The following is a 26,000-nucleotide window of genomic DNA, read 5'->3' as shown; positions in this document are numbered from 1 at the left end:
ATTTAGTTTATTTTGTTCGTCCGGAAAATTGTATATTTGTTGCAGTATTTATGAACTTATGAAGTTCTGATGAAACATCTATTGCAAATCATGGCACTTACATGTTATACAAATATCCTATCTGCTCAGATACCGGAATCGCTTAAAGTTTATGAGCATACGTTGAGCAATGGTTTAACCGTTTGGCTGAATGAAGATCATACACAACCCAAAGTTTTTGGTGCTGTTGTGGTGAAAGCCGGTTCTAAAGATTGTCCGAATACAGGCATTGCCCATTATTTTGAGCACATGATGTTTAAAGGTACCGATAAAATCGGCACGACAGATTATGATGCCGAAAAGGTAGTGTTGGATTCTATTGCCGCAAAATATGATGAATTGGCTGCTACTCAAGACAGCAAATTACGCTCGTCTATTCAAAAAGAGATTAATGAAATGAGTGTCCGGGCTGCAGAATATGTTATCCCAAATGAGTTCGACCGTTTGATTTCCAGGTATGGCGGTACTAAATTAAATGCCGGGACATCTTACGATTTTACTGTTTATTTCAATACTTTCTCTCCGCAATATATTACGCAATGGGCAGAAATAAACAGCGAGCGTTTGTTGAATCCGGTTTTTCGGCTTTTTCAGAGTGAGCTGGAAACTGTGTACGAGGAAAAGAATATGTATAGCGATATGATCGGTAGCCAGGCAATTGAAAAATTGACAGAACGCTATTTCTATCCGCATCCGTATGCTTATCCGATTATAGGGAGTACCGAAAGTTTGAAGAATCCTCGTTTATCCGAAATGCAGAAATTCTTTGAAACGTATTATGTGGGATCTAATATGGGATTGATACTAAGCGGCGATTTCGATACCAAAACCGTTTTACCTATTTTAGAATCTGCCTTTTCGCGTATCCGTAAAGGTGAAGCGCCTCAGAGGGAGATTGTAGAGATCCCTCCTTTTAAAGGTAAGGAAAAGATGAAAATAAAGGTTCCGATACCATTTGTGAAAGCAATGGCATTGGGGTTCAGAGGCGTACCTGCCAATCATAAAGATAAGGTGGCTTTGAATATAGCAATGGCGCTTCTGAACAATTCAAACGGAACCGGCTATCTGGATAAACTGACAGTGGAGCATAAAGTTATGGCTTCCATGGCTGTGAATGAGAGTATGAACGAGGCTGGCATTCTGGGAATCCTTGTTGTCCCGAAATTGTTTGTCCAATCTTATTCGGCTGCCGAAAAATTGGTTTGGAAGGAAATAAACCGTATTAAAACCGGAGATTTTAGTGAAGAGACTTTCCAGAGCCTGAAACTTGAACAAAAGCGTGAATATGATTCCGGATTAGAAGATATAAGTGTGCGTGCACAAGCTATGATGCGTATCTTTTCACAAGGGAAAAGCTGGAACAATTATTTGGATGAAGTTGCCCGCATTGATGATCTTTCAAAAGAAGATGTTATGGACGTGGCGCGTAAATATTTCAATGAAAACTATTTATATGTAACGAAGAAAACGGGTAAATATCCGAAGGATAATCTTCCTAAGCCGGATTATACTCCGGTAGTACCGAGGAATAAAGATGCTACTTCCAATTATGTGAAGCAATTACAGGAAATGCCGGAAAAAGAGCTGGAACCACGTTTGCTTGATTTTGAGAAAGATATAAAAATACGGCCGGTTACTTCATTGGCAACTATGTATGCTTCTCCTAATCCGGTAAATGATATATTTTCTTTGCATTTGGTTTTTGGTATAGGTGCATTGGAACGGCCTATATTGAACCAGACAGCCGGTTATTTGCATTTTATCGGTACGGATTCTTTGTCATTCAATGATTTTCGTAATCGTTTGCAAACATTGGGAAGTACGTTGGCTTTTGAGGTGAGCGATACGGATTTTGATGTTAAGGTGAGTGGTTTTGAGGCAAATTTACAAGAAACACTTACTTTAGTAGGTGATTTTATGCGTCATGCCAAAGCTGATAATAAAAAGCTAGGCCAAATTGTTGACGATGCGAAGGTAAGCAATAAAGCGTTTGCGAAATCCAGTGAAAGTTTGGCAAAAGCATTGTTGGAAAAAGTGATGTATGGTGAACAGTCCCGTTTCCGGACGAAATTGCCGTTGTCCCGGATAAAGAAATTGAAAGGCCAGGAGTTGGTAGACGCTTTTAACGAGGCTCGTAAAGTAGAATGCTCTATCCATTATTGCGGTTCACACTCTATGGATGAAGTGATTCCTTTGTTAAAAGAGAATTTGCCGGTTCAGGAAATTAATGTTCCTTCTGCTTATCCGTATTATCGGGAAACATTGTCTTATGACGAACCGGTTGTCTACTTCTTCGATATGCCGGATGTGTCGCAAAGTATAGTTTACGGATATATACAGGGAGATGCGTTGAAGGATGAGAAGACGCGTCATGCTGCAAAACTCTTTACCGGATATTTTGGCGGAGATATGTCTTCGTTGATGTTTCAGGAGATAAGGGAATTCCGTTCATTTGCATATCGTGTAAATGCCCGTATTAATCAACCGTCGGCTAAGTTGCCGGACAAGCCTGCTACATTTGTTACTATGCTTTCTACGCAGGGAGACAAAACATTGGATGCAATGACTGTTCTCGATTCGTTGATAAAGAAAATGCCCGAACGTCCGGAAGCGCGTGTCGATGCAGTTAAGCAATCGATATTAAACTCTGTGAATAATGAATATCCTTCATTCAGACAGATTTCTCCTAAAATATATACGGCTTTGCGTAATGGATATAATACAGATCCGAACCGGGAGTTATTGGCGGATATTGAGAATATGCACATGAAAGATATTTCCGGTTTCTATGAAAAACATGTGGCGGGGCATCCGGTAGTATATGCTATTGTAGGCAACTCGAAACATATTGATATGAAAAAACTGGCATCGTTCGGAACGATTATTAAAGTAAAAAGAAAAGACATCTATAAATAATAAATGTATAGTAAAGACGAATTAAAGAACCTGAAAGTAGAGTTTTGGGAAAGCTTTGCTGCTTTTTGTGAAGTTCAGCCTTATCTACGCGGAAGGAAAAAAGTTTGGACGTTGAATACGAAAGTAAAAGGAGTGGAGTTGAAGTTCGACGCTACACGAAACGGTGCTTATGTGATATTGGAGGTTGCTCATCGTCAGGAAGACCAACGTCTTGAGATGTTTGAAAAACTGACCTGGTACAAAGAAGTTCTGGAAAAAGATTTTCCAAACGGACTTATCTGGGATATTTGTTATACACGTGAAGCCGGAAATGAAGTAGCACGTATTTATACGGCAAAAGAAGGTATAGACTTTCATCGTCGGGAGCATTGGGGCGAATTCTTTTCTTTTATGTCGCGCCAGATGTATTTATTAGAAAGAAATTTTATGAAGATTGCTGAGTATCTGAGAGAGTAAAGGTTTTTGTCGTACTTTCGTCTGTTATAACCACAAAATAATAAAAATGAAGAAAAATGTGTTGTTCCAGCTTTTGTTTGCTGGAGTTTTGTTTTTAGGAACATCTTGTTCTAAAGATGATGTGCCAAATGATCCGAAAGGAACGGTTTCCCTTAATATGCTTAACGAGCAAAACGGAAAGACACGACTTGGAACATCTGATGTTTATATAAATAAAGCGAATAATTTCTATACCAATTCGTGTCTGATTTCCGAAATTGGTAATGTTGGCGGAATAGGAAAAGAGGTTGAACCAAGATTAAATAACCTTGTACGTGAGGTTGCTGTGGCAACAGGAAATATGTATCAGGTTTTTGATGCGGAAACTGTCTTTGATTTTCCTTCGGGAACCAGGGCGATAATGGCCGGGGCTGCCTATTATCGTTTTTATGTCGTAGCTCCGATTGCAGTCGATGATGTTCAAACCGGAGCTATTGTGAAATATGTTTCTGTTTATCCTGATGCACAAGGTCTGCCTGAGTATGGAAAATCTCTCGGAACGGTAACTTATGTTGGTGAAACGGTTTCAATGGAATTGCCTAAAAATACGGAATGTTTTTGGTATGACGGCGTTCCTGAAGTATTCGATATTTCTGCCAGCGATGGTGTATTGCGAATGACTTTAAATAGAACACCTACTGAATTTAACGGTGTACCGGGTACATATGAGGTCTATATTCGTTTGGGCAATGTTTACACAAGTGTGACTGTCCGCGTAAACTAATATTGATTAATATAAAATGAGATTATAGCCACACTTATATATGGTATAAATAATAAGTAAGGAAATGGGATGGATTTATTTATTGCTGGGAGGCTTCTTTGAAATAGGATGGCCGGTTGGTATGAAACTGGCACAGACGACGGGATTGCGTTTTCTGTATCTAGCCTTAGCCGTTGTATCGATGGGACTGAGCGGTTATTTTTTGTATATGGCTCAACGAACGATCCCTATTGGTACGGCTTATGTTGTGTGGACAGGCATTGGTGCCGTAGGAACTTTGTTGATCGGTATTTTCTTTTTTCATGACTCGGCAAGTATTTGGCGTTTGCTATCGGCCTTCTTAATTATTGCCGGAATAATAGGTTTGAAATTAGCATCGTAAAAAATTAAGCTGGAATAGATAATATTTTGACAGATTTATTTGTTAAATGAATAATTATTGTAACTTTGTGACGTAAATAATGAAATAAATGAAAAGAATAGCTTTACATCATCGCCATCATCATTACAACGGGCAATAGTTCGGTGGGCTGTGTGATAGTAAAGATTCGCAATAAACAAGTAAGGCTTGCCGTTTATACGGTAAGCCTTATTTTGTTTTTAAGATGATAATTTTAAAACAAAATACTTATGTTACGAATTGCAGTACAATCAAAAGGTCGTTTATACGACGAAACCATGTTATTGCTGGAAGAAGCCGGCATCAAGTTGAACCGGGGGAAACGTATTCTGCTTTTATCGGCAAAAGGCTTTCCTGTAGAAGTATTATTTCTGCGTGACGACGATATACCACAGTCTGTAGCCAATGGCGTGGCAGATATAGGCATCGTTGGAGAAAATGAATACGTAGAAAAGGGTGGGGAAGCCAAACTGATAAAACGTCTGGGATTCAGTAAGTGCCGTTTATCTCTGGCTATTCCGAAAGAGGAGGAATATAAGGGCATCGAATGGTTTGAAGGAAAAACGATTGCCACATCATATCCGGAGATTCTGAAAGCCTATTTGGCCGAAAAAAAAGTAAAAGCTGAATTTCATGTTATCAGCGGTTCGGTAGAAATAGCCCCGGGCATTGGTCTGGCAGATGCCATTTTTGATATTGTGAGTTCTGGCAGTACTTTGGTGAGCAACCAATTGAAAGAAGTTGAAGTAATTATGCAGAGCGAAGCTTTGTTGATTGCAAATAATGAATTGTCGGAAGAAAAGCAAGCTATTTTGGATGAACTATTGTTCCGTTTTGAGGCAATTCAAGTAGCGGAAGGCAAGAAATACGTATTATTAAATGCTCCAAAGGAAAAACTGAATGAGATTATAGAAGTGTTGCCGGGAATGAAAAGTCCGACGGTGACTCCTTTAGCTAATGGAGATTGGGTTTCTGTTCAATCTGTTATAGCAGAGAAACATTTTTGGGAAATTATTGGTAAACTTAAATCATTGGGGGCAGAAGGCATTTTGGTTATCCCTATTGAGAAAATGATATTATAGTTATGGAAATCATTAAATATCCGTCAAGGGAAGAATGGCCTTTATTATTGACCAGACCGGCATTGAATGTAAGTATGTTATTTGATACGGTTCGTCCGGTTTTGAATGAAGTACGCGCAGAAGGTGATGCGGCAGTAAGACGATACGAAGAAAAGTTTGACAATGTAACGCTTTCTGATTTACAGGTTTCCGAAGAAGAAATTAACGAAGCTAAGAATCTGGTGTCAGACGAATTGCAACAGGCAATCCGTACGGCAAAGGGAAATATAGAGAAATTTCATGCTTCACAGCGTTTTACAGGCCAGAAGGTGGAAACGACTACCGGCGTGACATGCTGGCAAAAAGCAGTTGCCATAGAGAAAGTCGGTTTGTATATTCCGGGAGGAACGGCGCCATTGTTTTCCACAGTATTAATGTTGGCTGTTCCGGCGCGTATTGCCGGATGTAAAGAGGTAGTATTATGTACGCCGCCGGATAAAGACGGTAGAGTACATCCTGCCATATTATTTGCGGCAGAAATTGCAGGTGTGAATAAAATATTTAAGATAGGAGGAATACAAGCTATTGCTGCAATGGCTTATGGTACGGAGTCTGTACCAAAGGTGTATAAGATATTTGGTCCGGGAAATCAATATGTGACGGCTGCGAAACAACTTGTAAGTTTGAAAGATGTGGCAATAGATATGCCTGCCGGCCCATCTGAAGTGGAAGTGATTGCTGATGAAAAAGCTAATCCCGATTTTATTGCTGCCGATTTTTTATCGCAGGCAGAACATGGTGTGGATAGCCAGGCCATATTGGTTACAACATCGGAGTATATTGTAGACAAAGTCGTACGGGCTATCGAAGATCAGTTGGAAAAGCTGAGTCGTAAAGAAATTACAGAAAAATCGTTATCCCATAGCCGTATTATTGTTTTGGACAATGAACAGGAAGTGATTGATTTTACGAACCAATATGCCCCGGAACATTTGATCATTCAAATGGAAAACTATTCTGATGTAGCCGAAAAAGTAGAGAATGCGGGAAGTGTTTTCATGGGTGCTTATACGCCGGAAAGTGCCGGCGATTATGCTTCGGGGACAAATCATACATTGCCTACTAACGGTTATGCAAAAGCTTATAGTGGCGTGAATCTGGATAGTTTCATCAAAAAGATCACTTTCCAGGAGATTACTTCCGAGGGGATACGTAATTTAGGTGGCGCAATTCAGACGATGGCTGCAAATGAGTTGCTGGATGCACACCGTAATGCTGTAACTGTTAGACTGAAGACATTATGATAAGTTTGGAAAAATTGGTAAGGCGAAATGTATGGAACATGAAGCCATATTCGTCTGCAAGAAATGAATTTCATGGGGAAGCTTCCGTATTTCTGGATGCAAACGAGAATCCATGGAATACAGCATATAACCGTTATCCGGATCCTTTGCAAATACAATTGAAAGAACGTATTTCGAAACTAAAAGGTGTTGAGACATCTTCTATATTTTTGGGAAACGGAAGTGATGAAGCTATCGATTTAATATTCAGGGCGTTTTGCGAACCCGGGATGGATTGTGCAATTATGATCGATCCTTCGTATGGCATGTATGAAGTATGTGCCAATTTGAATAATGTGGAATGTAAAAAGGTCTTATTAAATAGCAACTTTGATCTGGATGCGGATAAAATAATAGAGTTGGATGACAATTGGACTAAAGTTGTTTTTCTGTGTTCTCCGAATAATCCTACCGGAAATAGTTTAAACCGGAATGAAATCTATAAAATACTGGATAAGTTTCAGGGACTTGTCGTGATAGATGAAGCATATATAGATTTTTCTTCCCAGCCTTCGTTTCTTTCGGAATTAGATAAATATCCCAATTTAATTGTTCTGCAGACCTTATCAAAAGCTTGGGGAGCGGCTGCAATTCGTTTGGGTATGGCATTTGCTTCTCCTGAAATTATAGGTGTCTTTAATAAAATAAAGTATCCGTATAACGTGAGTAAACCTTCACAGGAAGCAGCATTGGCCGTGTTGGAAAATGAGAAAAACATACGTGAGGAATTGCGGGTGATTCTTTATGAACGTGCACGCCTGGAGAAAGCTTTGGTAGAACCTCCTTATATGTTTAAGGTTTATCCTTCGGATGCCAACTTTTTATTGGTGGAAGTAGGAAATGCCAATAATGCATATAATTATTTAGTAAAACAAGGCATAGTTGTACGTAATCGCAATAATGTAACCATGTGCCGGGGCTGTTTACGCATTACGGTTGGTACGCCGGAAGAGAATAAAATGATATTAAATGCTTTGAAAAGTATTCCATTATGAAAAGAGCTCTTTTTGTAGATCGGGACGGGACATTGGTTATTGAGCCTCCGGTAGATTACCAGTTGGATAATCTGGATAAATTGGAATTTTATCCGAAAGTATTCAGAAATTTATATTTCCTTCGTGAAAAGCTGGATTTTGAATTTGTGATGGTTACAAACCAGGATGGTCTGGGAACATCTTCTTTTCCTGAAGAAACTTTCTGGCCGGCTCATAATATGATACTGAAAACGTTGGAAGGAGAAGGGATTGTTTTTGATGATATTCTGATAGACCGTTCTTTTCCTGAAGATAGTTCACCTAACCGTAAACCTCGCACAGGAATGTTAGGAAAATATCTGGATGGCGGGTATGACCTGGCGAATAGTTATGTAATAGGTGATCGTCTTACAGACCTGGAATTGGCGAAGAATTTGGGAACTAAAAGTATCTGGTTAATAGATACTGACAGTGTAGGAGAGGAGGTAATGGCAAAAGGTATGGCGTTGTCTCCGGTACTTATTACTGACGATTGGGATAAAATTACGGAATTTCTGTATGCCGGCGAACGTCGTGCCATTGTACAACGTACAACAAAAGAGACCGATATTTATGTGGAGTTAAACCTGGATGGTAACGGAAAGACAGAAATTGAGACGGGACTTGGTTTTTTTGACCACATGTTGGATCAAATAGGTAAACATTCCGGTATTGATTTGGTTATTCGTGTTAAAGGCGATCTTAATGTAGATGAACATCATACAATAGAAGATACAGCCATCGCTTTAGGTGAAGCCTTGCTGAAAGCTTTAGGAGACAAAAGAGGAATAGAACGTTATGGTTTTACTTTGCCTATGGATGATTGTTTGTGTAGTGTTGCTTTGGACTTTGGCGGACGCCCCTGGTTGGTATGGGATGCCGAATTTCATCGTGAAAAAGTTGGTGATATGCCGACCGAAATGTTTCTTCATTTCTTTAAAAGTTTGAGTGATGCGTCGCGTATGAATTTGAATATAAAAGCGGAAGGTACGAATGAACACCATAAAATAGAAGGTATATTTAAAGCTCTGGCACGTTCTATCAAAATGGCGATACGCAGGGATATTTACCATTATAGTTTACCAAGTACAAAAGGAGTAATTTAAAATGATAAAGAGTTTAATAATTGCAATTGGTCTATTATTGCTGGCCGCATGTAGCAATGATGTTTATGACAAGCTGGATGGCAAATGGCAGTTGCAACAGGTTGAAGAAGATGGTATAGTACAAGATGTTGATACGATATATTATAATTTCCAGACATCCTTGTTTATGTATCAGATTTATGATCCGGCCTCAGACGACATTCGGGATTGCTATGGTTTCAATACCAAAGAAGGAGATAATAAATTACTGCTTGAACTTATATCGAATCCGAAGCCGGTTGAATCTTTCCTGAAATATACGGATTGGACTTCAACTACGCGTGTGTTTATCATTGAAAAAGCAGACCGTAAAAAACTTATATTGGAAAGCGAAGGTAAAAGATATACTTTCCGTAAGTTTTAAATAGCTACATCTTGCCATTTACCGTTGATTAGTTCGCGTGTGGTTCTGAATCCGGCTTCTTTCAGTAAAGAGAAAGCTTCGGTGCGGCCGTCATTTACTAATTGCGGGTAATGGCAATCCGAATTTACCATCACGGGGATATTCATTTGTTGTAATAGGGCTAAATATTTCTTATGAGGGTAAAGTTCTTCTTTTTTCAAAAGGTTTTTGGTGTTTATCTCTACCATGAGTTTTTTTTCCGCAATTAGTTCGAGACAGGCTTTGAAAGGTTTTATATACCAATCTTCATCGATTGAAAAATCGGCGTATTTTTGTCCGTTCATGTAAATTTTATCCATGTGACCTACAATGTCGATGCCTCCGGCTTCAATCATCTCTGATGTTGAGTTGAAATATCGTTTTACAAGCAATCGAATGTCATTGCCAAAATGCTTTTTTACGGATAAAGCGTAATCTTTGAACGAACCGTCTATACAAACCATGTTTTCTTCTGTCAGATGGTCTGATACGGGTAAGAAATGAATGGAACCGATCCTGTAATCGAGCGGAAGATTCAAGAAATAAGGTATCGACGCATTATAGGTTTTATTCAGGTAGTCAATTTCTAACCCGACGTATATTTCTATCCGATCGTTGTATTTTTTCTTTAGCCGTTCTATTTCCATCAGATAGTCGGACATATTATCCTTGGACATATTCCAGAATGTCTCAAAAGGCAGGGGAGAATGAGAAGAAAATCCGTATGCCCTGAATTTGTTGGATATAGCGAATTTTATGAAGTCTTCCGGCAGGCTTCGCCCGTCACAGAATGTACAATGACTATGATAATTGCTAAGTTGCATTCCGTTATTTTATTTATAAAATGTTATAATGACAAAGATAATGCTTACTAACCAGACTAACCTTAATTCTATTGAACAAAAAACGAACTCATAGTTATGATTTTTTTGATTCATAGTTATTATTTCGAAAAGTCATAACTATGAGTTTATATTGCCCATGAAATGGCTCTTTGCCGAGACTTGCATTTGACTGAATTTGGGTAGGCAACTAACCTGAAGAGGATAGGCAACTAAAAAAAGGGTGTTGCGCAAGTTTGTTATGTTATCATACAACATGACTAACTTTTCGCAGCACCCTGATTGGTGTATAGATGTTTATTTTCTTATTTGATTACTTTCAATTCTTTTCCAACTTTGATGAAGGCTGCAATCGCTTTATCCAAATGTTCTTTTTCGTGACCTGCAGATAGCTGAACCCGGATACGTGCTTGCTCTTTCGGTACGACAGGATAATAAAATCCTGTCACATAAATACCTTCTTGTTGCATGCGTGCTGCAAAGTCCTGGGATAATTTGGCATCGTATAGCATAACGGCACATATTGCAGATTGAGTTGGTTTGATGTCGAATCCCGCAGCCATCATTTTATCACGGAAATAGTTAACGTTGTTCATTAACTTGGTGTGTAATGCGTTGCTTTCTTTCAACATTTTGAACATTTCCAAACTGGCACCCACGATAGCCGGCGCAACAGAATTTGAGAATAAATACGGACGCGAACGTTGGCGCAACATATCAATAATTTCTTTTTTGCCGGTTGTAAATCCACCCATAGCTCCACCAAAAGCTTTACCTAATGTGCCGGTAAAGATATCAATTTTGCCATATACATTGAATTGTTCGGCAACACCGTGGCCGGTTGGGCCTGCAACACCTGCAGAGTGAGATTCGTCTACCATGACAAGTGCGTCGTATTTTTCAGCTAATGCGCATATTTTATCCATAGGAGCAACATTTCCATCCATAGAGAATACGCCGTCTGTGGCAATAATACGATGGCGCTGTGCTTGTGCTTCCTGAAGACAACGTTCCAGATCTGCCATATCTGCATTGGCATAACGATAACGTTTAGCCTTGCATAGACGAACACCGTCAATGATAGATGCATGATTTAATGCATCTGAAATAATAGCATCTTCTTCTGAGAACAAAGGCTCGAATAAACCTCCGTTGGCATCGAAGCAGGCAGCATACAGAATTGTATCTTCAGTTTTGAAATAATCGGAGATTGCCGCTTCCAGTTGTTTATGCAAATCTTGGGTTCCGCAGATAAAACGAACGGAGGACATTCCGTATCCGTGTGTATCCATGGCGTCTTTAGCAGCTTTTATTAAACGCCGGTTATCTGAAAGCCCCAGATAATTATTGGCGCAGAAATTTAATACTTCGTCTCCGGCGTTTACTTTAATATCAGCTCTTTGAGGCGTGGTAATGATTCTTTCGTTCTTGTATAATCCGGCAGCTTTAATATTTGCCAATTCGTTAGTCAAGAAATCTTTAAGTTTTCCGTACATAAAACTTTATTTTTTAGTATTATAGATGTGAGTTTTGTTTTTATTATGTTTATGTGACAGACAAAGGTGGTGTTTTTTTTTGAATAATAATATTAAAAAACAGAAGAAAATAGCATTTAAACCGTTTTATTCTCTATACCTTTGCGGCTGAAAAAAACTTAAAGCTAATAAACGCAATGAAGAATGTATTTTTCGTTCTTGTATAATCCGGCAGCTTTAATATTTGCCAATTCGTTAGTCAAGAAATCTTTAAGTTTTCCGTACATAAAACTTTATTTTTTAGTATTATAGATGTGAGTTTTGTTTTTATTATGTTTATGTGACAGACAAAGGTGGTGTTTTTTTTTGAATAATAATATTAAAAAACAGAAGAAAATAGCATTTAAACCGTTTTATTCTCTATACCTTTGCGGCTGAAAAAAACTTAAAGCTAATAAACGCAATGAAGAATGTATTGGTAATTGGTTCTACCGGTCAGATTGGATCAGAGTTAACCATGAAATTGAGAAGCATCTACGGTGGAAATATTGTAGCCGGTTATATTCCTGGTGCAGAGCCGAAAGGTGAACTGTTGGAATCTGGGCCATCTGCAATTGTAGACATTACAAACGAACAACAAATCGCCGAAACTGTCTCAAAGTATAATGTAGACACTATTTACAATCTTGCTGCTTTACTGTCGGCAGTGGCTGAAGCTAAACCTCAGTTGGCTTGGAAAATAGGAATGGGAGGGCTGTTTAATGTCCTGGAAGTTGCACGTGAAATGCATTGTGCAGTCTTTACACCAAGTTCTATCGGAGTATTCGGAAATAATACGCCGAAGGATAAAACACCGCAAGATACGATCCGTAATCCGCGTACTATGTATGGAGTAACTAAAGTTTCCGGCGAATTATTGAGCGATTATTACAATATCCGTTTTGGTGTTGATACCCGTTCGGTACGTTTTCCCGGACTGATTTCTTATGTTACACCTCCGGGGGGCGGAACAACAGACTATGCTGTCGATATTTATTACTCTGCTGCAAAAGGTGAGAAATTTGTTTGCCCTATTAGTGCCGGTACTTTCATGGATATGATGTATATGCCTGATGGATTACGTGCTGCAATAGAAATTATGGAAGCCGATTCTACCAAGTTCGTGCATCGTAATTCCTTTAATATTGCTTCTATGAGTTTTGATCCGGAAATTATATATAACAATATTAAAAAATATGTGCCCGATTTCAAAATGGAATATAAAGTAGATCCGTTGCGTCAGGCTATAGCCGATTCGTGGCCAAATTCTCTGGATGATACTTGTGCTCGTCAGGAATGGGGGTGGAAGCCGGAATATGATTTGGATGCAATGACGCAGGATATGCTGGCTAAACTGAAAGATCATTCTAAGAAATAGAGAAATGATATTAATCAAAAGGCTGGCAGAGAAGTTATAAATAACTATTTGTCAGCCTTTTCTTTTATATGGCCATTCCTGATGAATAATGCTTTGCAACATACTTAACTTATTTTTATACATATCGTTCCTTGTTTAAAATATGCGGGTTTACTTTTGATCATCATAACGTGATCCGAAAAAAGAGAGTGATCATAGATATCTGAATAATTTGGAAAACATGAACTATTGCCAGAAAATACACTATACTGTTTATGCAACACAGAGAGCCGGCTTTCCGGAAATGGTGGATAATCTGTTGTCGCAGCTTCCCGAAAATGAGACAATCCTTCGCTTATCCTTTTTTGGAACTCCTTCATCGAATATAGAATATGTAGAGCAGCGCGTTATATTGCGTAAGAAAATTCGGGCATATTATGGAGATCGTGAGCCTGCGCTTAGCTATGTATCCCAACCACCTATGGATGCTCCTTTAATTATGGAGGTACACAGTTATCGGTTAGAAGATGAAGAACAAGTTACTTTCCGTCATTTCTGCGGATTACCTTATGTTATCCTGGAGAATGAGTGTGCACGATTTCTGTTTGCTGGAGGTTTCCAGGGAGATGTAATCAATTATAATATAGAGCAACAGTCGGCAGATGTTTTCAATACAATCATGATTGTATTGAAAAAAGAAGGTTTCCCAATCAATAGTATTATTCGTCAATGGAATTATATAGAACATATAACGGCTTTTGACGGAGAGAATCAGCATTATCAATCTTTTAATAACGCCCGTACGGATTTTTACAAGAAGGCTCGATGGACGAATGGTTATCCTGCTGCAACCGGAATTGGGGCTGGTTTCGGAGGTGTTTTGGTTGATCTGGATGCGGCCATATTGAAAGATTCTATGCATGTTGTGCCTATCGATAATAAATTACAAGTTGCAGCCCATGCATATTCGGAAAAAGTATTGGCGGTTTCGGGTGAACAAAAGACTACTCCGAAATTTGAGAGGGCAAAAAGTCTTGTATGCGATAAGAACCAGATTATATATATATCGGGTACGGCTGCAATCCGTGGAGAAAATAGTCTGGCGGATATAGGACTTGAGCAGCAATTGCGTATTACAATGGAGAATATTGATCAATTAGCAGGCAATGCCAGACTTTGTATATTAAGGGTTTATTTAAAAGATCGTTCTTTTTATGAAGAAGCTAGGAGATTGATGGAGGCATATCATTTGAACATCCCGGTTTTTTATATGTGCGCTGATATTTGTAGAAATGAGTTGCTTATTGAAATAGAAGGAATAGCCCGGTTATAAATATCATAAATCATTATTATCATCTCTATTTAAACAAAAAACAAATGAAGGCAACTCTTGAAAAGTTTTTTTCCTCTTTCCGGGCAACTGTTGTTTTATTATTAATTTATGCTTTAGGGCTTGCTTTTGCTACTTTTATTGAGAAGTATCATGGAACGATGGCGGCAAAAGCTATGATTTATTATTCTCCATTATTTTTTTTACTTCAGTTTTTGTTGGTTATTAATTTTATTGCAGTTGTAATTAAACATCAATATCTGAAAAGAGGTAAATGGGGACTGATGATTACTCATATAGCTTTTATTATTATATTGCTAGGAGCTCTGGTATCTCATTTTTTTGCAGAAGAGGGCGTTTTACATATTCGCCAGGGTGAATCGAGTGACCAGATGGCTGTTCATACTTCTGATAATACAACTACCTATACGCTTCCATTTACTGTCGAACTCGTGAAGTTTACTTTAACGCGTTATCCGGGATCAGCCAGTCCTTCTTCTTATGAAAGTGAATTGTTGGTGCACGTTGACGGAAAAACATTACATGAACGTGTATATATGAATAATGTAATGGATATAAAAGGTTATCGTTTTTATCAGGCTTCATATGATCAGGATGAAAAAGGTACGGTGCTTTCGGTAAATAAAGATGTTTGGGGGCGTAATATTACGTATATGGGATATATACTTTTAGTGATAGGATTTGTTTTTTGTTTTGTCGGTCAAAATTCTCGTTTCATGAAGTTAAGCCGTCGATTGAAAGAACTTCGGAGTACAACGACTCTATTGTTTTTTTTGTTCCTTCTGACGACCAATCCGATAATAGCAAATCCGGGTTTATCATCTGTTATGGATGCTGTACAGAAATATACTATTAATACCGAACATGCAGCTAAGTTTGGAGCCCTTCCTATCCAGTCAGGAAATGGCCGGATGCTTCCTGTTAATACCTTTTCATCGGAAATTCTCCGGAAATTACATAAGTCGGATAAAATAGGCAACCTTAATTCGGATCAATTTTTGCTGAGCTTGCTGGCATTGCCGGAAATGTGGATACAGGTTCCACTTGTTTCTATGACAAATAAAGAACTGGCATCTTATTATGATTTGACAGACGACGAATGTGCTTATGTAGAGGTATTCGACAGTAACGGGAATTATAAGTTGCAAGAAAAACTGGAAGAAGCGTACAATAAGATGCCAAACGAACGTTCCCGTTTTGATAAGGATTTGTTGAAACTGGATGAACAAATCAATATATTCCATCAATTGATTAACTTTCAGATGCTCAATCTCTTTCCGAAGGAAGGAGATCTGAACCATAAATGGTATTCTCCCGGAGATAACCTGTCGGTTTTCAGTGGTAAAGATTCGATGTTTGTTTCTCATATTATGAATTGGTATTTGGAAGAAGTCCGGGACGCAATGAAAACAGGCGATTGGAAGAAAGCCGATGAAATTGTAGGAATGATCAATACGTATCAGCAGGCAAAAGGTAGTTCGGTAAATATTAGTCCTGAAAAGATACAGGCTGAGATTAAATATAATAAAATGGATGTTTTTCGCCTTTGTAAAATAGGCTATCTTATATTAGGCGGTTTATTGCTGTTTTTTTCATTCATTATGTTATTTAACCGGAAACGTTGGCTCAATATTGCTTTTTGGTTGCTTGGAATAGCTGTATTAACCGTATTTTCTTTCCATATATATGGTATGGGTATGCGTTGGTATATTGCGGGCTATGCTCCCTGGAGTAATTCATATGAAACGATGGTGTATGTGGCATGGGCTACTGTTTTGGCAGGGTTGCTGTTTGTACGTCGTAGCCCTGTTACATTTGCTTTAGCCACTTTATTCGGGGGGATTATTTTGTTTGTTTCGGGTTTGAGTTGGATGGACCCGCAGATTAACCCATTGGTTCCCGTATTGAAATCTCCGTGGTTAATGTTCCATGTGGCAGTTATTGTGGCTGCTTATGGATTCTTTGGGATTTGTTGTTTGATAGGGTTGACAAATCTTGCTATGATGTGCATTATGAAAGATAATAACCGTAAGATGTTATCTGCACGTATCCGTGAATTGACTATTGTGAATGAGATGTCTATGTTGGTAGGACTGGCATTGATGACTATCGGAACATTTCTAGGTGCCGTATGGGCTAATGAATCCTGGGGACGATACTGGGGATGGGACCCAAAAGAAACCTGGGCTCTTATTACTATGATTGTGTATGCAATAGTTATTCATGCCCGTTTAATTAAGAAACTGGATACCCTGTGGGTATTTAACTTTGGCTCTGTTGTCGCTTTTGCCTCTGTGTTGATGACTTTTTTTGGCGTAAATTATTTTTTAAGCGGAATGCATTCATATGGTCAAAACGATAACGTGAATGGGGTTTTTGTTTATCTTTATGCGGCTTTTGCTATGATCGGGATAGTTGCAGTTTGGGCTTACCGGAAGAGATTGTAGTGATATTTACTTGTAACAAATAGATTTTAATATTTTAAATATAATAGTAATGAGAACACTTAGTCATGTAGGAATCCCTACGAAAGAGAAGAAAGAAGGAGCTGTGTTGAACGAAGGATTGAAAGTTTGGTTAACCGATCATTCAAAAAGTCCGAATCATTTGGAATTTTTGCGTTTTGAAGCCGGAAGCTGCCTCCCGGAATTGGTACAGACTACAGCGCATGTAGCTTATATTGTTCCTTCGATAGAAGAAGAGTTGAAAGGGAAAAAAATACTTTTTGGTCCGGCCGTTTGTGATGAACACCTCACAATAGCGTTCATTGAAGAAGAAGGTATTGCGGTTGAAATAATGGAAATGAAGTGATTTATATGTCTGATGGCCCGGTTGCCATTTTGATATAAACTACGTATATTTGCATGCATGAAAAACACAATTAAGACATGAGTGAAGATAAATCTACCAAACGCCGCTATAGTCCGATGACCTGGATTCCCAGCGTCTATTTTGCGATGGGATTTCCTTTTGTTGTATTGAATATGGTTGCTGTACTGATGTTTAAAGGATTGAAAATATCCGATTCACAGATAGCCCTTTGGACTTCATTAATTATGATACCCTGGACATTGAAACCCTTGTGGAGCCCCTTGTTGGGCATGTATCGTACCAAGAAATTCTTTGTCGTACTGACGCAGCTTCTTACCGGTTGTATATTTGGTTTGGTGGCTTTAGTGCTGAATATGCCTAACTTTTTTGCAATTGCAATTGCTTTGCTTGCTATAATTGCTTTTAGTGGTGCCACACATGATGTTGCCACCGATGGTGTATATATGGACGAACTTTCGGCTGAAGATCAGGCTAAATATATTGGCTGGCAGGGAGCTTTCTATAATCTGGCTAAGATCGTGGCAACCGGGGGATTGGTCTATCTGGCAGGTTATATGATTAGTTATTTTTCGCGGAAATATGATGGTGAAAATGCTATTGTATATGCATGGATGTCGGTTATGCTTCTTTGTGGTGTCATAATGGTGCTGCTTGGTTTGTATCATACGAAAATGTTGCCTTCGGGCAAAGCCGCTAAAGAGAATGTCTCTTTGAAAGAAAGTATGATAGAACTGTGGGATGTATTCCGCGAATTTTTTACCAAGAAACATATCGTCTGGTATATCTGTTTTATCATTCTTTACCGGTTTGCAGAAGGATTTGTTGTTAAAATTGTGCCCTTGTTTTTGAAAGCTCCGGTTGATCAACAGGGATTGGGATTATCGGAACAGGAGATAGGTTTGTATTATGGAACCTTTGGTGCGGCGGCATTCGTATTTGGTTCGGTGCTGGCTGGATATTATATCTCTGCAAAAGGATTGCGTAAAGTGCTGTTCAGACTATGTTGTTGCTTTAATATTCCTTTTCTTGTATATATGTTTCTGGCATTCTACCAACCTGCAAGCGGAATATTGATTGCTGCAGCCATTATATTCGAGTATTTCGGTTATGGATTCGGGTTTGCCGGTCTGATCTTGTTCATGATGCAACAGGTTGCAGCAGGCAAGCACCAGATGGCACATTATGCTTTTGCGTCGGGAATTATGAATTTAGGAGTCATGGTTCCAGGTATGATTAGCGGATTTATCAGCGATTGGATCGGCTATAAATACTTTTTTGTATTTACAGTAATTGCTATGATTCCGTCATTTTTAGTCGCATATTTTGTTCCTTTTACATATAATGATAAAGGCGAAAAATTGAAAGATTGACATTTAATACAAATAATAGATATGGATAAATTAAAGATTGCCGGTAGTGCATTGCCGGATATGCCTTGGGAAGATCGTCCGGAAGGATGTAATAATGTATTGTGGAGATATTCGGAAAATCCGGTAATTCCACGTGATATACTGCCTGCTTCCAACAGCGTATTCAATAGTGCTGTAGTTCCTTTTAAAGGTGGTTATGCCGGTGTATTCCGTTGTGACGATACAAACAGACGTATGCGCCTTCACGTAGGGTTCAGTGCCGATGGTATTCATTGGAATATTAATGAAAAGAAACTTGAATTTGAATGTGATGATAAAGAAATAGGTGAATTTGTATATGCGTATGATCCTCGTGTATGTTTTGTTGAAGATCGTTATTATGTAACCTGGTGCAATGGTTATCATGGTCCTACAATCGGAGTTGCATATACGTATGATTTTGAAACATTTCATCAATTGGAAAATGCTTATTTACCATTTAACCGTAATGGAGTTATGTTCCCCCGGAAGATAAATGGCAATTTTGCAATGCTGAGTCGTCCGAGTGATAATGGCCATACCCCGTTTGGAGATATTTTCTATAGTGAATCTCCTGATATGTGTTTCTGGGGAAGACATCGCCATGTGATGTCTCCGGCACCGTTTGAAGACAGTGCATGGCAGTGCATGAAGATAGGTGCGGGTCCTATTCCGATTGAAACATCTGAAGGCTGGTTGCTGATATATCATGGCGTGTTGCATTCTTGTAATGGTTATGTGTATAGCTTTGGTTCTGCTCTTTTGGACTTGGAACAACCTTGGAAAGTTAAATTCCGCTCAGGTCCTTACTTGCTGTCTCCGCAGAAAGATTACGAATGTATGGGTGATGTACCTAATGTGGTATTTCCATGTGCCGCACTTCATGATCCGGAAACTCGCCGTATAGCTATTTATTACGGATGTGCTGATACGGTAACCGGACTGGCATTTGGATATATCGACGAAATTATAGAATTTACAAAGAAGAACTCGATTATTTAATATAGAGGAAAGACAATTTCGAAGAACCTTTTAAAGGATTCTTCCGGGAGAAATTTAAAACCCATTCGGATGGAATATTGGTTCCATTCGAATGGGTTTTTTTGTTAGAAGAATATCTTTTCAGACGCTGTAGTACAAACGGTCATCAATGATTTAGCAAAACAGTATTTTAAACGATGAAATCTTGAACAAAATAAGTTATAAATGCGTTATGTTTATATAATACATCATGATAGGTTTGAGTGTATGGAGAATAGATTGGGATTGTACTTTCAGGACTTATAGACAGACTCTATTTTCTCATAGACATTTTCAAATGAAAGCAATTATACTATTTAATATATTTGTAAAAAGCCTGCAGATAAGGTGTTTGATAATCTAAAAACTACAAAATATGGTGCAAGACATTGAAATGCTGGAAGAGTTCTATTCCAAATTCCCAAAACGGGTAGATAACGCACGAAAAAGTTTAGGCCGTCCGATGACTTTGGCCGAAAAAATCCTTTATGCTCATTTATATGATGAACATTCCGTACGTCTTTATAAACGGGGTGAAGACTATGTAAACTTCCGTCCAGACCGCGTAGCAATGCAAGATGCTACAGCACAGATGGCATTGTTGCAATTTATGAATGCAGGGAAAGACAGATCTGTAGTGCCGGCTACTGTGCATTGCGATCATCTTATACAAGCTAACATTGGTGCAAAAGCTGATATACAGACAGCAACCGATGGAAACCGTGAAGTATATGATTTTCTTAAGACAGTATCGGGTAAATATGGCATCGGTTTCTGGAAGCCGGGTGCAGGTATTATCCATCAGGTGGTTTTAGAGAACTACGCTTTTCCCGGAGGTATGATGGTGGGAACGGATTCGCATACGCCAAATGCCGGAGGATTAGGGATGGTTGCTATCGGAGTTGGAGGTGCTGATGCTGTAGACGTGATGACTGGTATGGAGTGGGAGTTGAAGATGCCAAAATTGATTGGCGTTAAACTGACCGGACGGTTGAGTGGTTGGGCTTCTCCCAAGGATGTGATTCTTAAACTGGCTGGTATATTAACGGTAAAGGGCGGAACAAACGCAATTATTGAATATTTTGGTCCTGGAGCATCTTCTTTGTCGGCGACGGGAAAGGCAACTATCTGTAATATGGGTGCTGAAGTAGGAGCAACTACTTCTCTTTTTCCGTTCGATAATAATATGGCTGCTTATTTGCGGGCAACCGGTCGTGAAGGTATTGCAGTTAAAGCGGAAGCGATTTCATCGTATTTGGAGGCCGATGAAGATGTACGTGCTAATCCTGATATGTATTATGATCGCGTGATAGTGATTAACCTTTCTGAACTGGAACCATACATTAATGGTCCTTTTACTCCGGATGCAGCAACTCCTATTTCAGAGTTTGCCGCTAAAGTAATAGAAAACGGCTATCCTCGTAAAATGGAAGTCGGATTGATCGGTTCTTGTACCAATTCCTCATATCAGGATTTGAGCCGGGCAGCTTCGATTGCCCGTCAGGCGTATGAAGATAAGATTCCTGTTGCTGCCCCGCTGATCATTAATCCGGGTTCCGAGCAGATTCGGTATACGGCGGAACGGGATGGTATAATAGGAGACTTTGAACGTATAGGTGCAGTAATAATGGCGAATGCTTGTGGACCATGTATTGGACAGTGGAAACGTCATACGGATGATAATACCCGGAAGAATTCTATTGTAACCTCTTTCAACCGCAACTTTGCAAAGCGTGCGGATGGCAACCCGAATACACATGCTTTTGTGGCTTCTCCCGAGTTGACATTAGCGCTGACTATTGCTGGTGATTTGTGTTTCAATCCTCTTAAAGACACATTAAAGACTGAAGATGGCCGCGAAGTAAAATTAAAAGAACCTCAGGGAATGGATTTCCCTGCCAGAGGCTTTGCGGTAGAGGATAACGGCTTTATCGCTCCCTCAGCTTCGCCGGATGAGGTAAAAATCAATGCGGAATCTTGCCGTTTACAAGCATTGAAACCGTTTGCTCCTTGGAATGGTGCCGACTTGTTGGATATGCCGTTACTTATTAAGGTGGAAGGTAAATGTACAACCGACCATATTTCGATGGCTGGTTCTTGGCTCCGTTTCCGTGGTCATCTGGAAAATATATCCGATAATATGCTGATGGGGGCGGTGAATGCATTTAATGGTAAAACGAATTATGTTTTGAATCAGCTGGATGGTATGTATGATGCCGTGTCGGCTGTTGCCAAGCAATATAAGAAAGAAGGTATTTCATCTATTGTTGTAGCCGAAGAAAATTACGGGGAAGGCTCATCGCGCGAACATGCAGCGATGGAACCGCGTTTTCTGAATGTAAAAGTAATCTTGGCGAAAAGCTTTGCCCGTATTCATGAAACAAATCTGAAGAAGCAAGGTATGCTTGCCCTGACCTTTGCCGATAAGGATGACTATAATAAGATCCGAGAAGATGACAAAATATCAATTATCGGTTTAGATGCTTTTGCTCCGGGTAAACCTTTAATTGCCGTACTGCGTCATTCGGATGGTTCCGAAGAATCTTTTCCTGTACATCATACCTATAATGAATTACAGATAAAATGGTTTAAGGCAGGTTCTGCACTGAATGCGGCACATGAATAATCTAAATAGAATAGTATGGACAAGATAACAAAGCAAAAAGACCGTTTGATTGTACCCGATCAGGTGGTAATTCCTTATATAGAGGGCGATGGTGTAGGATCGGAGATTACTCCTGTAAGTCAGAAGATTGTGAATGCTGCCATAGTAAAGGCCTATAATGGTAAACGTGCAATTCATTGGAAAGAGGTTTTGGCCGGTGAAAAGGCGTTTACTAAAACGGGAAACTGGCTTCCTGATGAGACGATGAATGCATTCACCGAGTATATGGTGGGAATAAAAGGACCGCTAACAACGCCTATTGGCGGAGGTATCCGTTCATTGAATGTGGCACTTCGCCAGACATTAGATTTATATGTATGTCTTCGTCCGGTCCGGTGGTTTAAAGGAGTTGTTTCTCCTGTAAAGGAACCGCAGAAAGTGGATATGTATATCTTTCGCGAAAACACCGAAGATATTTATGCAGGGATCGAATGGCAGCAAGGCACACCCGAAGCTCAAAAGTTTTTGAAGTTTCTGACCGATGAAATGGGAGTAAAGAAGATTCGTTTTCCCGAGACCTCTTCGTTTGGAGTGAAACCGGTATCTATGGAAGGTACCGAACGTTTGGTACGTGCTGCTATCGAATATGCCTTAACAAATCATTTGCCAAGTGTGACACTGGTTCATAAAGGTAACATTATGAAATTCACCGAAGGCGGGTTTAAGCTCTGGGGATATGCATTAGCCGAACGCGAGTTTGCCGGTCAGACTTTTACCTGGCCGCAGTACGAAAAGATTAAGAAGGAAAAAGGAGAGGCGGAAGCCGAAATAGCTTTAGCTGAAGCGTCTAAGGCAGGAAAGCTGATTATAAAAGACGTCATTGCTGATGCTTTCTTGCAAAACACGTTGCTGATTCCGAAAGAATACTCGGTTATTGCTACCCTGAACCTGAATGGAGATTATATATCTGACCAGCTGGCAGCTATGGTAGGCGGAATCGGAATCGCTCCGGGGGCAAATATCAACTATGTAAGCGGACATGCTATTTTTGAGGCGACTCATGGTACGGCTCCTACTATTGCAGGTAAAAATATTGTGAATCCATCGTCCTTATTGCTCTCTTCGGTAATGATGTTGGGATATATGGGATGGAATGAGGCGGCTTCACTTATCACTTCGGCTTTGGAAAAAGCCTTTGAGAAGGGAGAAGCAACTCACGATCTGGCTCGTTTTATGCCTGGCGGTAAATCTCTTGGCACCAAAGAATTTGGTGAACTTATAATATCACTTTTATAATATTAAAATAGTATCGCAATGAAGAAAGAATATCTTATTTATAAATTATCGGAAGAGGCAAGAGGCGCGTGTAAAATAGATAATGAGTTATTCCCGATGTATAATGTGAAACGTGGCTTACGTAATGAAGACGGAACCGGTGTATTGGTAGGATTAACTAAAATTGGTAACGTAGTAGGATATGAACGCCTTCCTGAAGGTGGCCTGAAAGCTATTCCCGGTAAACTGTTCTATAGAGGATATGATGTCGAAGATATTGCACATGCACTTATTAAGGAAAAACGCTTTGGGTTTGAAGAAGTTGCTTTTTTGATGTTGTCGGGTAGGCTTCCCGATAAAGAAGAATTGAGCTCTTTTAGAGAGCTGATCAATGATAATATGCCTTTAGAGCAGAAGACAAAGATGAATATTCTGGATCTGGAAGGTCAGAACATCATGAATATTCTGGCTCGTAGTGTATTGGAAATGTACACTTTTGATCCGAATCCCGAAGATACCTCGCGCGATAACCTGATGCGCCAATCTATTGAGCTAATCTCTAAGTTTCCTACGATAATAGCTTATGCCTATAATATCTTCCGCCATAGTACGCAAGGACGTTCATTACACATCCGTCATCCGCATGAGAATCTTTCTATTGCGGAAAACTTCCTTCACATGTTGAAACGCGATTTTACCGACCTGGATGCCCGTACACTGGATTTATTGCTTGTGTTACAGGCCGAACATGGCGGCGGTAACAACTCTACATTTACCGTACGTGTAACCAGTTCTACAGGGACAGATACCTATTCTGCCATAGCTGCCGGTATCGGTTCGCTGAAAGGCCCGTTGCATGGAGGTGCAAACATACAGGTCGTAGATATGTTCAATCATCTGAAAGAACATATTGCCGACTGGAAAAATGTGGATGAAATCGATACCTATTTTATGCGTATGCTAAACAAGGAAGCTTATAATAAGACCGGTTTGATTTATGGTATCGGCCATGCTGTTTATACGATTTCCGATCCTCGTGCGATCGTATTGAAAGAATTGGCTCGCGAACTGGCTAAAGAAAAAGGACGTGAAGAAGAATTTGCATTTCTTGAATTACTGGAGGAACGTGCCATCGAATGTTTTGCCAAGCATAAAGGAACAAAGAAGCGTGTTTCATCTAACGTAGATTTCTATTCGGGCTTCGTATATGAAATGATAGGGCTCCCACAGGAAATTTATACACCGTTGTTTGCCATGTCGCGTATTGTAGGTTGGACAGCTCACCGCATTGAAGAACTTAACTTTGAAGGAAAGCGTATCATTCGTCCGGCATACAAAAACGTACTTGACGAGCAAGTTTATACCTCGCTTAACGAACGCTGAAAAAATTAGGGTGCTGCTCTTTATAAAATGAGTATTGATAAACTGCCGTTGTTCCATTTGCAGGAAAACGGCAGTTTTCTTTTTCTTGTATTGTATGCGTATTTGTTTTGGCTTTCTTATCTTTGCAGTTGTTTTGCTGTTAAGAGCAGCAGAATAAAACAAATAATTGTGTGTATGAAAGAATCTGTACGTGTTCTTCGTTTTGTTTTGGTAGGAACATTAAATGCTTTAATTACAGCTATTGTAATTGGAGTATTGATGGATATGCTGGATTGCAATTATTTATGGTCAAATGTTGCCGGCTATGTGGCTGCCTTGATAAATAATTTCTTTTGGAGTAAGTATTGGATTTTTTCTTCAGGCAACGGACAATTTAAAAAAGAAATTCCTTTGTTTATGGTCGCTTTCGGATGTGCATACGGCGCCCAGTTTCTTTCCCTTTTAATGATGGTTGAAGTTGCAGACGTGAACGAATATTTGGCTCAGTTCCTTGGACTTTTTGTGTATGGAGCTGTTAACTTTATGATGAATAAAAAGATTACGTTCAGGCACTAACCATATGTATTGACTTTGAATACTTTCCGGTCAAAGTTGCGGATATCCTTTTCCCTGATTTAAAACATCGTATAATTTAGAAAAAAGTTCAGGACTTTTTATTCTTTTTACCTGGCTGAAAATTGATTTTGTCCTAGCTTAAAATTAATTTTGACCCAGGTGGAATTTAATTTCGACCCGAGTCAAAAGAATAAATGTATAGTACCTTTTTATTAAAATGTCCGGTGAAAAGAATTAAACGGATCGTTTATTATAATTGGCAAAACCACCAGTACAGTTTTTCAGAACGAAAAGTAAAAAAATAAAAAGCATTTAAGAACCATTTAATCGGTTCTTAAATGCTCTCAATCAACATTGATA

The 26,000-nt window shown here is 39.2% G+C and carries 21 protein-coding genes; 19 read left to right on the top strand and 2 right to left on the bottom strand.

All coding sequences use genetic code 11. The features are described from left to right. The first annotated feature begins 90 nt into the window (after positions 1-90). The 9 genes from CTY47_RS00105 (at position 91) to CTY47_RS00065 (ending at position 9,500) form a co-directional block, all read left to right on the top strand. On the top strand, positions 91-2,955 hold the full coding sequence (locus tag CTY47_RS00105) for a M16 family metallopeptidase (RefSeq protein ID WP_099464006.1): 2,865 nt from the start codon (positions 91-93) through the stop codon (positions 2,953-2,955). 3 nt (positions 2,956-2,958) lie between these two features. Continuing rightward, positions 2,959-3,411 carry a DUF4268 domain-containing protein gene (locus CTY47_RS00100; protein WP_099462865.1) on the top strand — a complete coding sequence of 151 codons (453 nt, stop codon included), beginning with the start codon at positions 2,959-2,961 and terminating at the stop codon, positions 3,409-3,411. Between the two features lie 46 nt (positions 3,412-3,457). Then, positions 3,458-4,174 (top strand): DUF5036 family protein, encoded by a 717-nt coding sequence (locus CTY47_RS00095; protein WP_099462864.1) that lies wholly within the window; start codon positions 3,458-3,460, stop codon positions 4,172-4,174. A 64-nt stretch (positions 4,175-4,238) separates the two neighbouring features. Next, positions 4,239-4,556 carry a DMT family transporter gene (locus CTY47_RS00090; RefSeq protein ID WP_099462863.1) on the top strand — a complete coding sequence of 106 codons (318 nt, stop codon included), beginning with the start codon at positions 4,239-4,241 and terminating at the stop codon, positions 4,554-4,556. Positions 4,557-4,804: 248 nt separating this feature from the next. Further along, positions 4,805-5,656, top strand: coding sequence for an ATP phosphoribosyltransferase (gene hisG, locus CTY47_RS00085; protein ID WP_099462862.1), 852 nt, complete (start codon positions 4,805-4,807; stop codon positions 5,654-5,656). A gap of 2 nt (positions 5,657-5,658) precedes the next feature. Next, positions 5,659-6,939: a histidinol dehydrogenase gene (gene hisD, locus CTY47_RS00080; protein WP_099462861.1), complete on the top strand. Its 1,281-nt coding sequence runs from the start codon at positions 5,659-5,661 to the stop codon at positions 6,937-6,939. Further along, entirely contained in the window at positions 6,936-7,973 is a 1,038-nt protein-coding gene (hisC, locus tag CTY47_RS00075) for a histidinol-phosphate transaminase (protein ID WP_099462860.1), read from the top strand. The genes hisD and hisC overlap by 4 nt, the downstream gene beginning before the upstream one ends. Continuing rightward, positions 7,970-9,097: a bifunctional histidinol-phosphatase/imidazoleglycerol-phosphate dehydratase HisB gene (gene hisB / locus CTY47_RS00070; protein ID WP_099462859.1), complete on the top strand. Its 1,128-nt coding sequence runs from the start codon at positions 7,970-7,972 to the stop codon at positions 9,095-9,097. Before hisC ends, hisB begins: the two co-directional genes overlap by 4 nt. A gap of 1 nt (position 9,098) precedes the next feature. Then, positions 9,099-9,500, top strand: a complete 402-nt coding sequence (locus CTY47_RS00065; RefSeq protein WP_099462858.1) for a lipocalin-like domain-containing protein — start codon at positions 9,099-9,101, stop codon at positions 9,498-9,500. On the opposite strand, the gene CTY47_RS00060 is transcribed toward CTY47_RS00065, so the two are convergent. Together CTY47_RS00060 and kbl are read right to left on the bottom strand one after the other, a co-directional pair. Continuing rightward, on the bottom strand, positions 9,497-10,342 hold the full coding sequence (locus CTY47_RS00060; protein WP_099462857.1) for a histidinol-phosphatase: 846 nt from the start codon (positions 10,340-10,342) through the stop codon (positions 9,497-9,499). The genes CTY47_RS00065 and CTY47_RS00060 overlap by 4 nt on opposite strands. A 323-nt stretch (positions 10,343-10,665) precedes the next feature. Continuing rightward, the gene (gene kbl, locus CTY47_RS00055; protein ID WP_099462856.1) at positions 10,666-11,856 is read right to left on the bottom strand and encodes a glycine C-acetyltransferase; all 1,191 of its coding nucleotides are present in this window, start codon (positions 11,854-11,856) and stop codon (positions 10,666-10,668) included. Between the two features lie 442 nt (positions 11,857-12,298). On the opposite strand from kbl, the gene CTY47_RS00050 reads away from it, so the two are divergent. From CTY47_RS00050 to CTY47_RS00005, 10 genes are all read left to right on the top strand, one after another. Next, on the top strand, positions 12,299-13,252 hold the full coding sequence (locus CTY47_RS00050; RefSeq protein WP_099462855.1) for an NAD-dependent epimerase/dehydratase family protein: 954 nt from the start codon (positions 12,299-12,301) through the stop codon (positions 13,250-13,252). 220 nt (positions 13,253-13,472) lie between these two features. After that, positions 13,473-14,564 (top strand): chorismate transformation enzyme, FkbO/Hyg5 family, encoded by a 1,092-nt coding sequence (locus CTY47_RS00045; RefSeq protein WP_099462854.1) that lies wholly within the window; start codon positions 13,473-13,475, stop codon positions 14,562-14,564. Between the two features lie 44 nt (positions 14,565-14,608). Beyond that, positions 14,609-17,029, top strand: coding sequence for a cytochrome c biogenesis protein CcsA (gene ccsA / locus CTY47_RS00040; protein ID WP_099462853.1), 2,421 nt, complete (start codon positions 14,609-14,611; stop codon positions 17,027-17,029). A 49-nt stretch (positions 17,030-17,078) separates the two neighbouring features. Then, positions 17,079-17,393 carry a hypothetical protein gene (locus CTY47_RS00035; RefSeq protein WP_099462852.1) on the top strand — a complete coding sequence of 105 codons (315 nt, stop codon included), beginning with the start codon at positions 17,079-17,081 and terminating at the stop codon, positions 17,391-17,393. A 77-nt stretch (positions 17,394-17,470) separates the two neighbouring features. Further along, positions 17,471-18,784, top strand: coding sequence for an MFS transporter (locus CTY47_RS00030; protein ID WP_099462851.1), 1,314 nt, complete (start codon positions 17,471-17,473; stop codon positions 18,782-18,784). A 21-nt stretch (positions 18,785-18,805) separates the two neighbouring features. Beyond that, positions 18,806-19,804 carry a glycoside hydrolase family 130 protein gene (locus tag CTY47_RS00025; protein WP_099462850.1) on the top strand — a complete coding sequence of 333 codons (999 nt, stop codon included), beginning with the start codon at positions 18,806-18,808 and terminating at the stop codon, positions 19,802-19,804. Between the two features lie 394 nt (positions 19,805-20,198). Next, entirely contained in the window at positions 20,199-22,448 is a 2,250-nt protein-coding gene (locus tag CTY47_RS00020) for an aconitate hydratase (protein WP_099462849.1), read from the top strand. A gap of 15 nt (positions 22,449-22,463) precedes the next feature. Then, positions 22,464-23,723 carry an NADP-dependent isocitrate dehydrogenase gene (gene icd, locus CTY47_RS00015; protein ID WP_099462848.1) on the top strand — a complete coding sequence of 420 codons (1,260 nt, stop codon included), beginning with the start codon at positions 22,464-22,466 and terminating at the stop codon, positions 23,721-23,723. Positions 23,724-23,741: 18 nt separating this feature from the next. Then, complete coding sequence (locus CTY47_RS00010) at positions 23,742-25,085, top strand: citrate/2-methylcitrate synthase (RefSeq protein ID WP_099462847.1); 1,344 nt, start codon at positions 23,742-23,744, stop codon at positions 25,083-25,085. Between the two features lie 174 nt (positions 25,086-25,259). Next, a complete protein-coding gene (locus tag CTY47_RS00005) occupies positions 25,260-25,640 on the top strand; it encodes a GtrA family protein (protein WP_099464005.1) in 381 nt (126 codons plus the stop codon). Positions 25,641-26,000: the final 360 nt, after the last annotated feature.

Origin of the sequence: Parabacteroides provencensis, from assembly GCF_900232875.1 — a bacterium.
In the GTDB taxonomy this organism is placed as follows: domain Bacteria; phylum Bacteroidota; class Bacteroidia; order Bacteroidales; family Tannerellaceae; genus Parabacteroides; species Parabacteroides chinchillae.
This window is presented reverse-complemented; position numbering and strand designations above follow the sequence as displayed.

Bases quoted from the DNA above. Each gene is read 5' to 3' on its own strand.
- CTY47_RS00105 (WP_099464006.1), top strand. From the start codon at position 91: ATGGCACTTACATGTTATACAAATATCCTATCTGCTCAGATACCGGAA.
- CTY47_RS00100 (WP_099462865.1), top strand. From the start codon at position 2,959: ATGTATAGTAAAGACGAATTAAAGAACCTGAAAGTAGAGTTTTGGGAA.
- CTY47_RS00095 (WP_099462864.1), top strand. From the start codon at position 3,458: ATGAAGAAAAATGTGTTGTTCCAGCTTTTGTTTGCTGGAGTTTTGTTT.
- CTY47_RS00090 (WP_099462863.1), top strand. From the start codon at position 4,239: ATGGGATGGATTTATTTATTGCTGGGAGGCTTCTTTGAAATAGGATGG.
- hisG (WP_099462862.1), top strand. From the start codon at position 4,805: ATGTTACGAATTGCAGTACAATCAAAAGGTCGTTTATACGACGAAACC.
- hisD (WP_099462861.1), top strand. From the start codon at position 5,659: ATGGAAATCATTAAATATCCGTCAAGGGAAGAATGGCCTTTATTATTG.
- hisC (WP_099462860.1), top strand. From the start codon at position 6,936: ATGATAAGTTTGGAAAAATTGGTAAGGCGAAATGTATGGAACATGAAG.
- hisB (WP_099462859.1), top strand. From the start codon at position 7,970: ATGAAAAGAGCTCTTTTTGTAGATCGGGACGGGACATTGGTTATTGAG.
- CTY47_RS00065 (WP_099462858.1), top strand. From the start codon at position 9,099: ATGATAAAGAGTTTAATAATTGCAATTGGTCTATTATTGCTGGCCGCA.
- CTY47_RS00060 (WP_099462857.1), bottom strand. From the start codon at position 10,342: ATGCAACTTAGCAATTATCATAGTCATTGTACATTCTGTGACGGGCGA.
- kbl (WP_099462856.1), bottom strand. From the start codon at position 11,856: ATGTACGGAAAACTTAAAGATTTCTTGACTAACGAATTGGCAAATATT.
- CTY47_RS00050 (WP_099462855.1), top strand. From the start codon at position 12,299: ATGAAGAATGTATTGGTAATTGGTTCTACCGGTCAGATTGGATCAGAG.
- CTY47_RS00045 (WP_099462854.1), top strand. From the start codon at position 13,473: ATGAACTATTGCCAGAAAATACACTATACTGTTTATGCAACACAGAGA.
- ccsA (WP_099462853.1), top strand. From the start codon at position 14,609: ATGAAGGCAACTCTTGAAAAGTTTTTTTCCTCTTTCCGGGCAACTGTT.
- CTY47_RS00035 (WP_099462852.1), top strand. From the start codon at position 17,079: ATGAGAACACTTAGTCATGTAGGAATCCCTACGAAAGAGAAGAAAGAA.
- CTY47_RS00030 (WP_099462851.1), top strand. From the start codon at position 17,471: ATGAGTGAAGATAAATCTACCAAACGCCGCTATAGTCCGATGACCTGG.
- CTY47_RS00025 (WP_099462850.1), top strand. From the start codon at position 18,806: ATGGATAAATTAAAGATTGCCGGTAGTGCATTGCCGGATATGCCTTGG.
- CTY47_RS00020 (WP_099462849.1), top strand. From the start codon at position 20,199: ATGGTGCAAGACATTGAAATGCTGGAAGAGTTCTATTCCAAATTCCCA.
- icd (WP_099462848.1), top strand. From the start codon at position 22,464: ATGGACAAGATAACAAAGCAAAAAGACCGTTTGATTGTACCCGATCAG.
- CTY47_RS00010 (WP_099462847.1), top strand. From the start codon at position 23,742: ATGAAGAAAGAATATCTTATTTATAAATTATCGGAAGAGGCAAGAGGC.
- CTY47_RS00005 (WP_099464005.1), top strand. From the start codon at position 25,260: ATGAAAGAATCTGTACGTGTTCTTCGTTTTGTTTTGGTAGGAACATTA.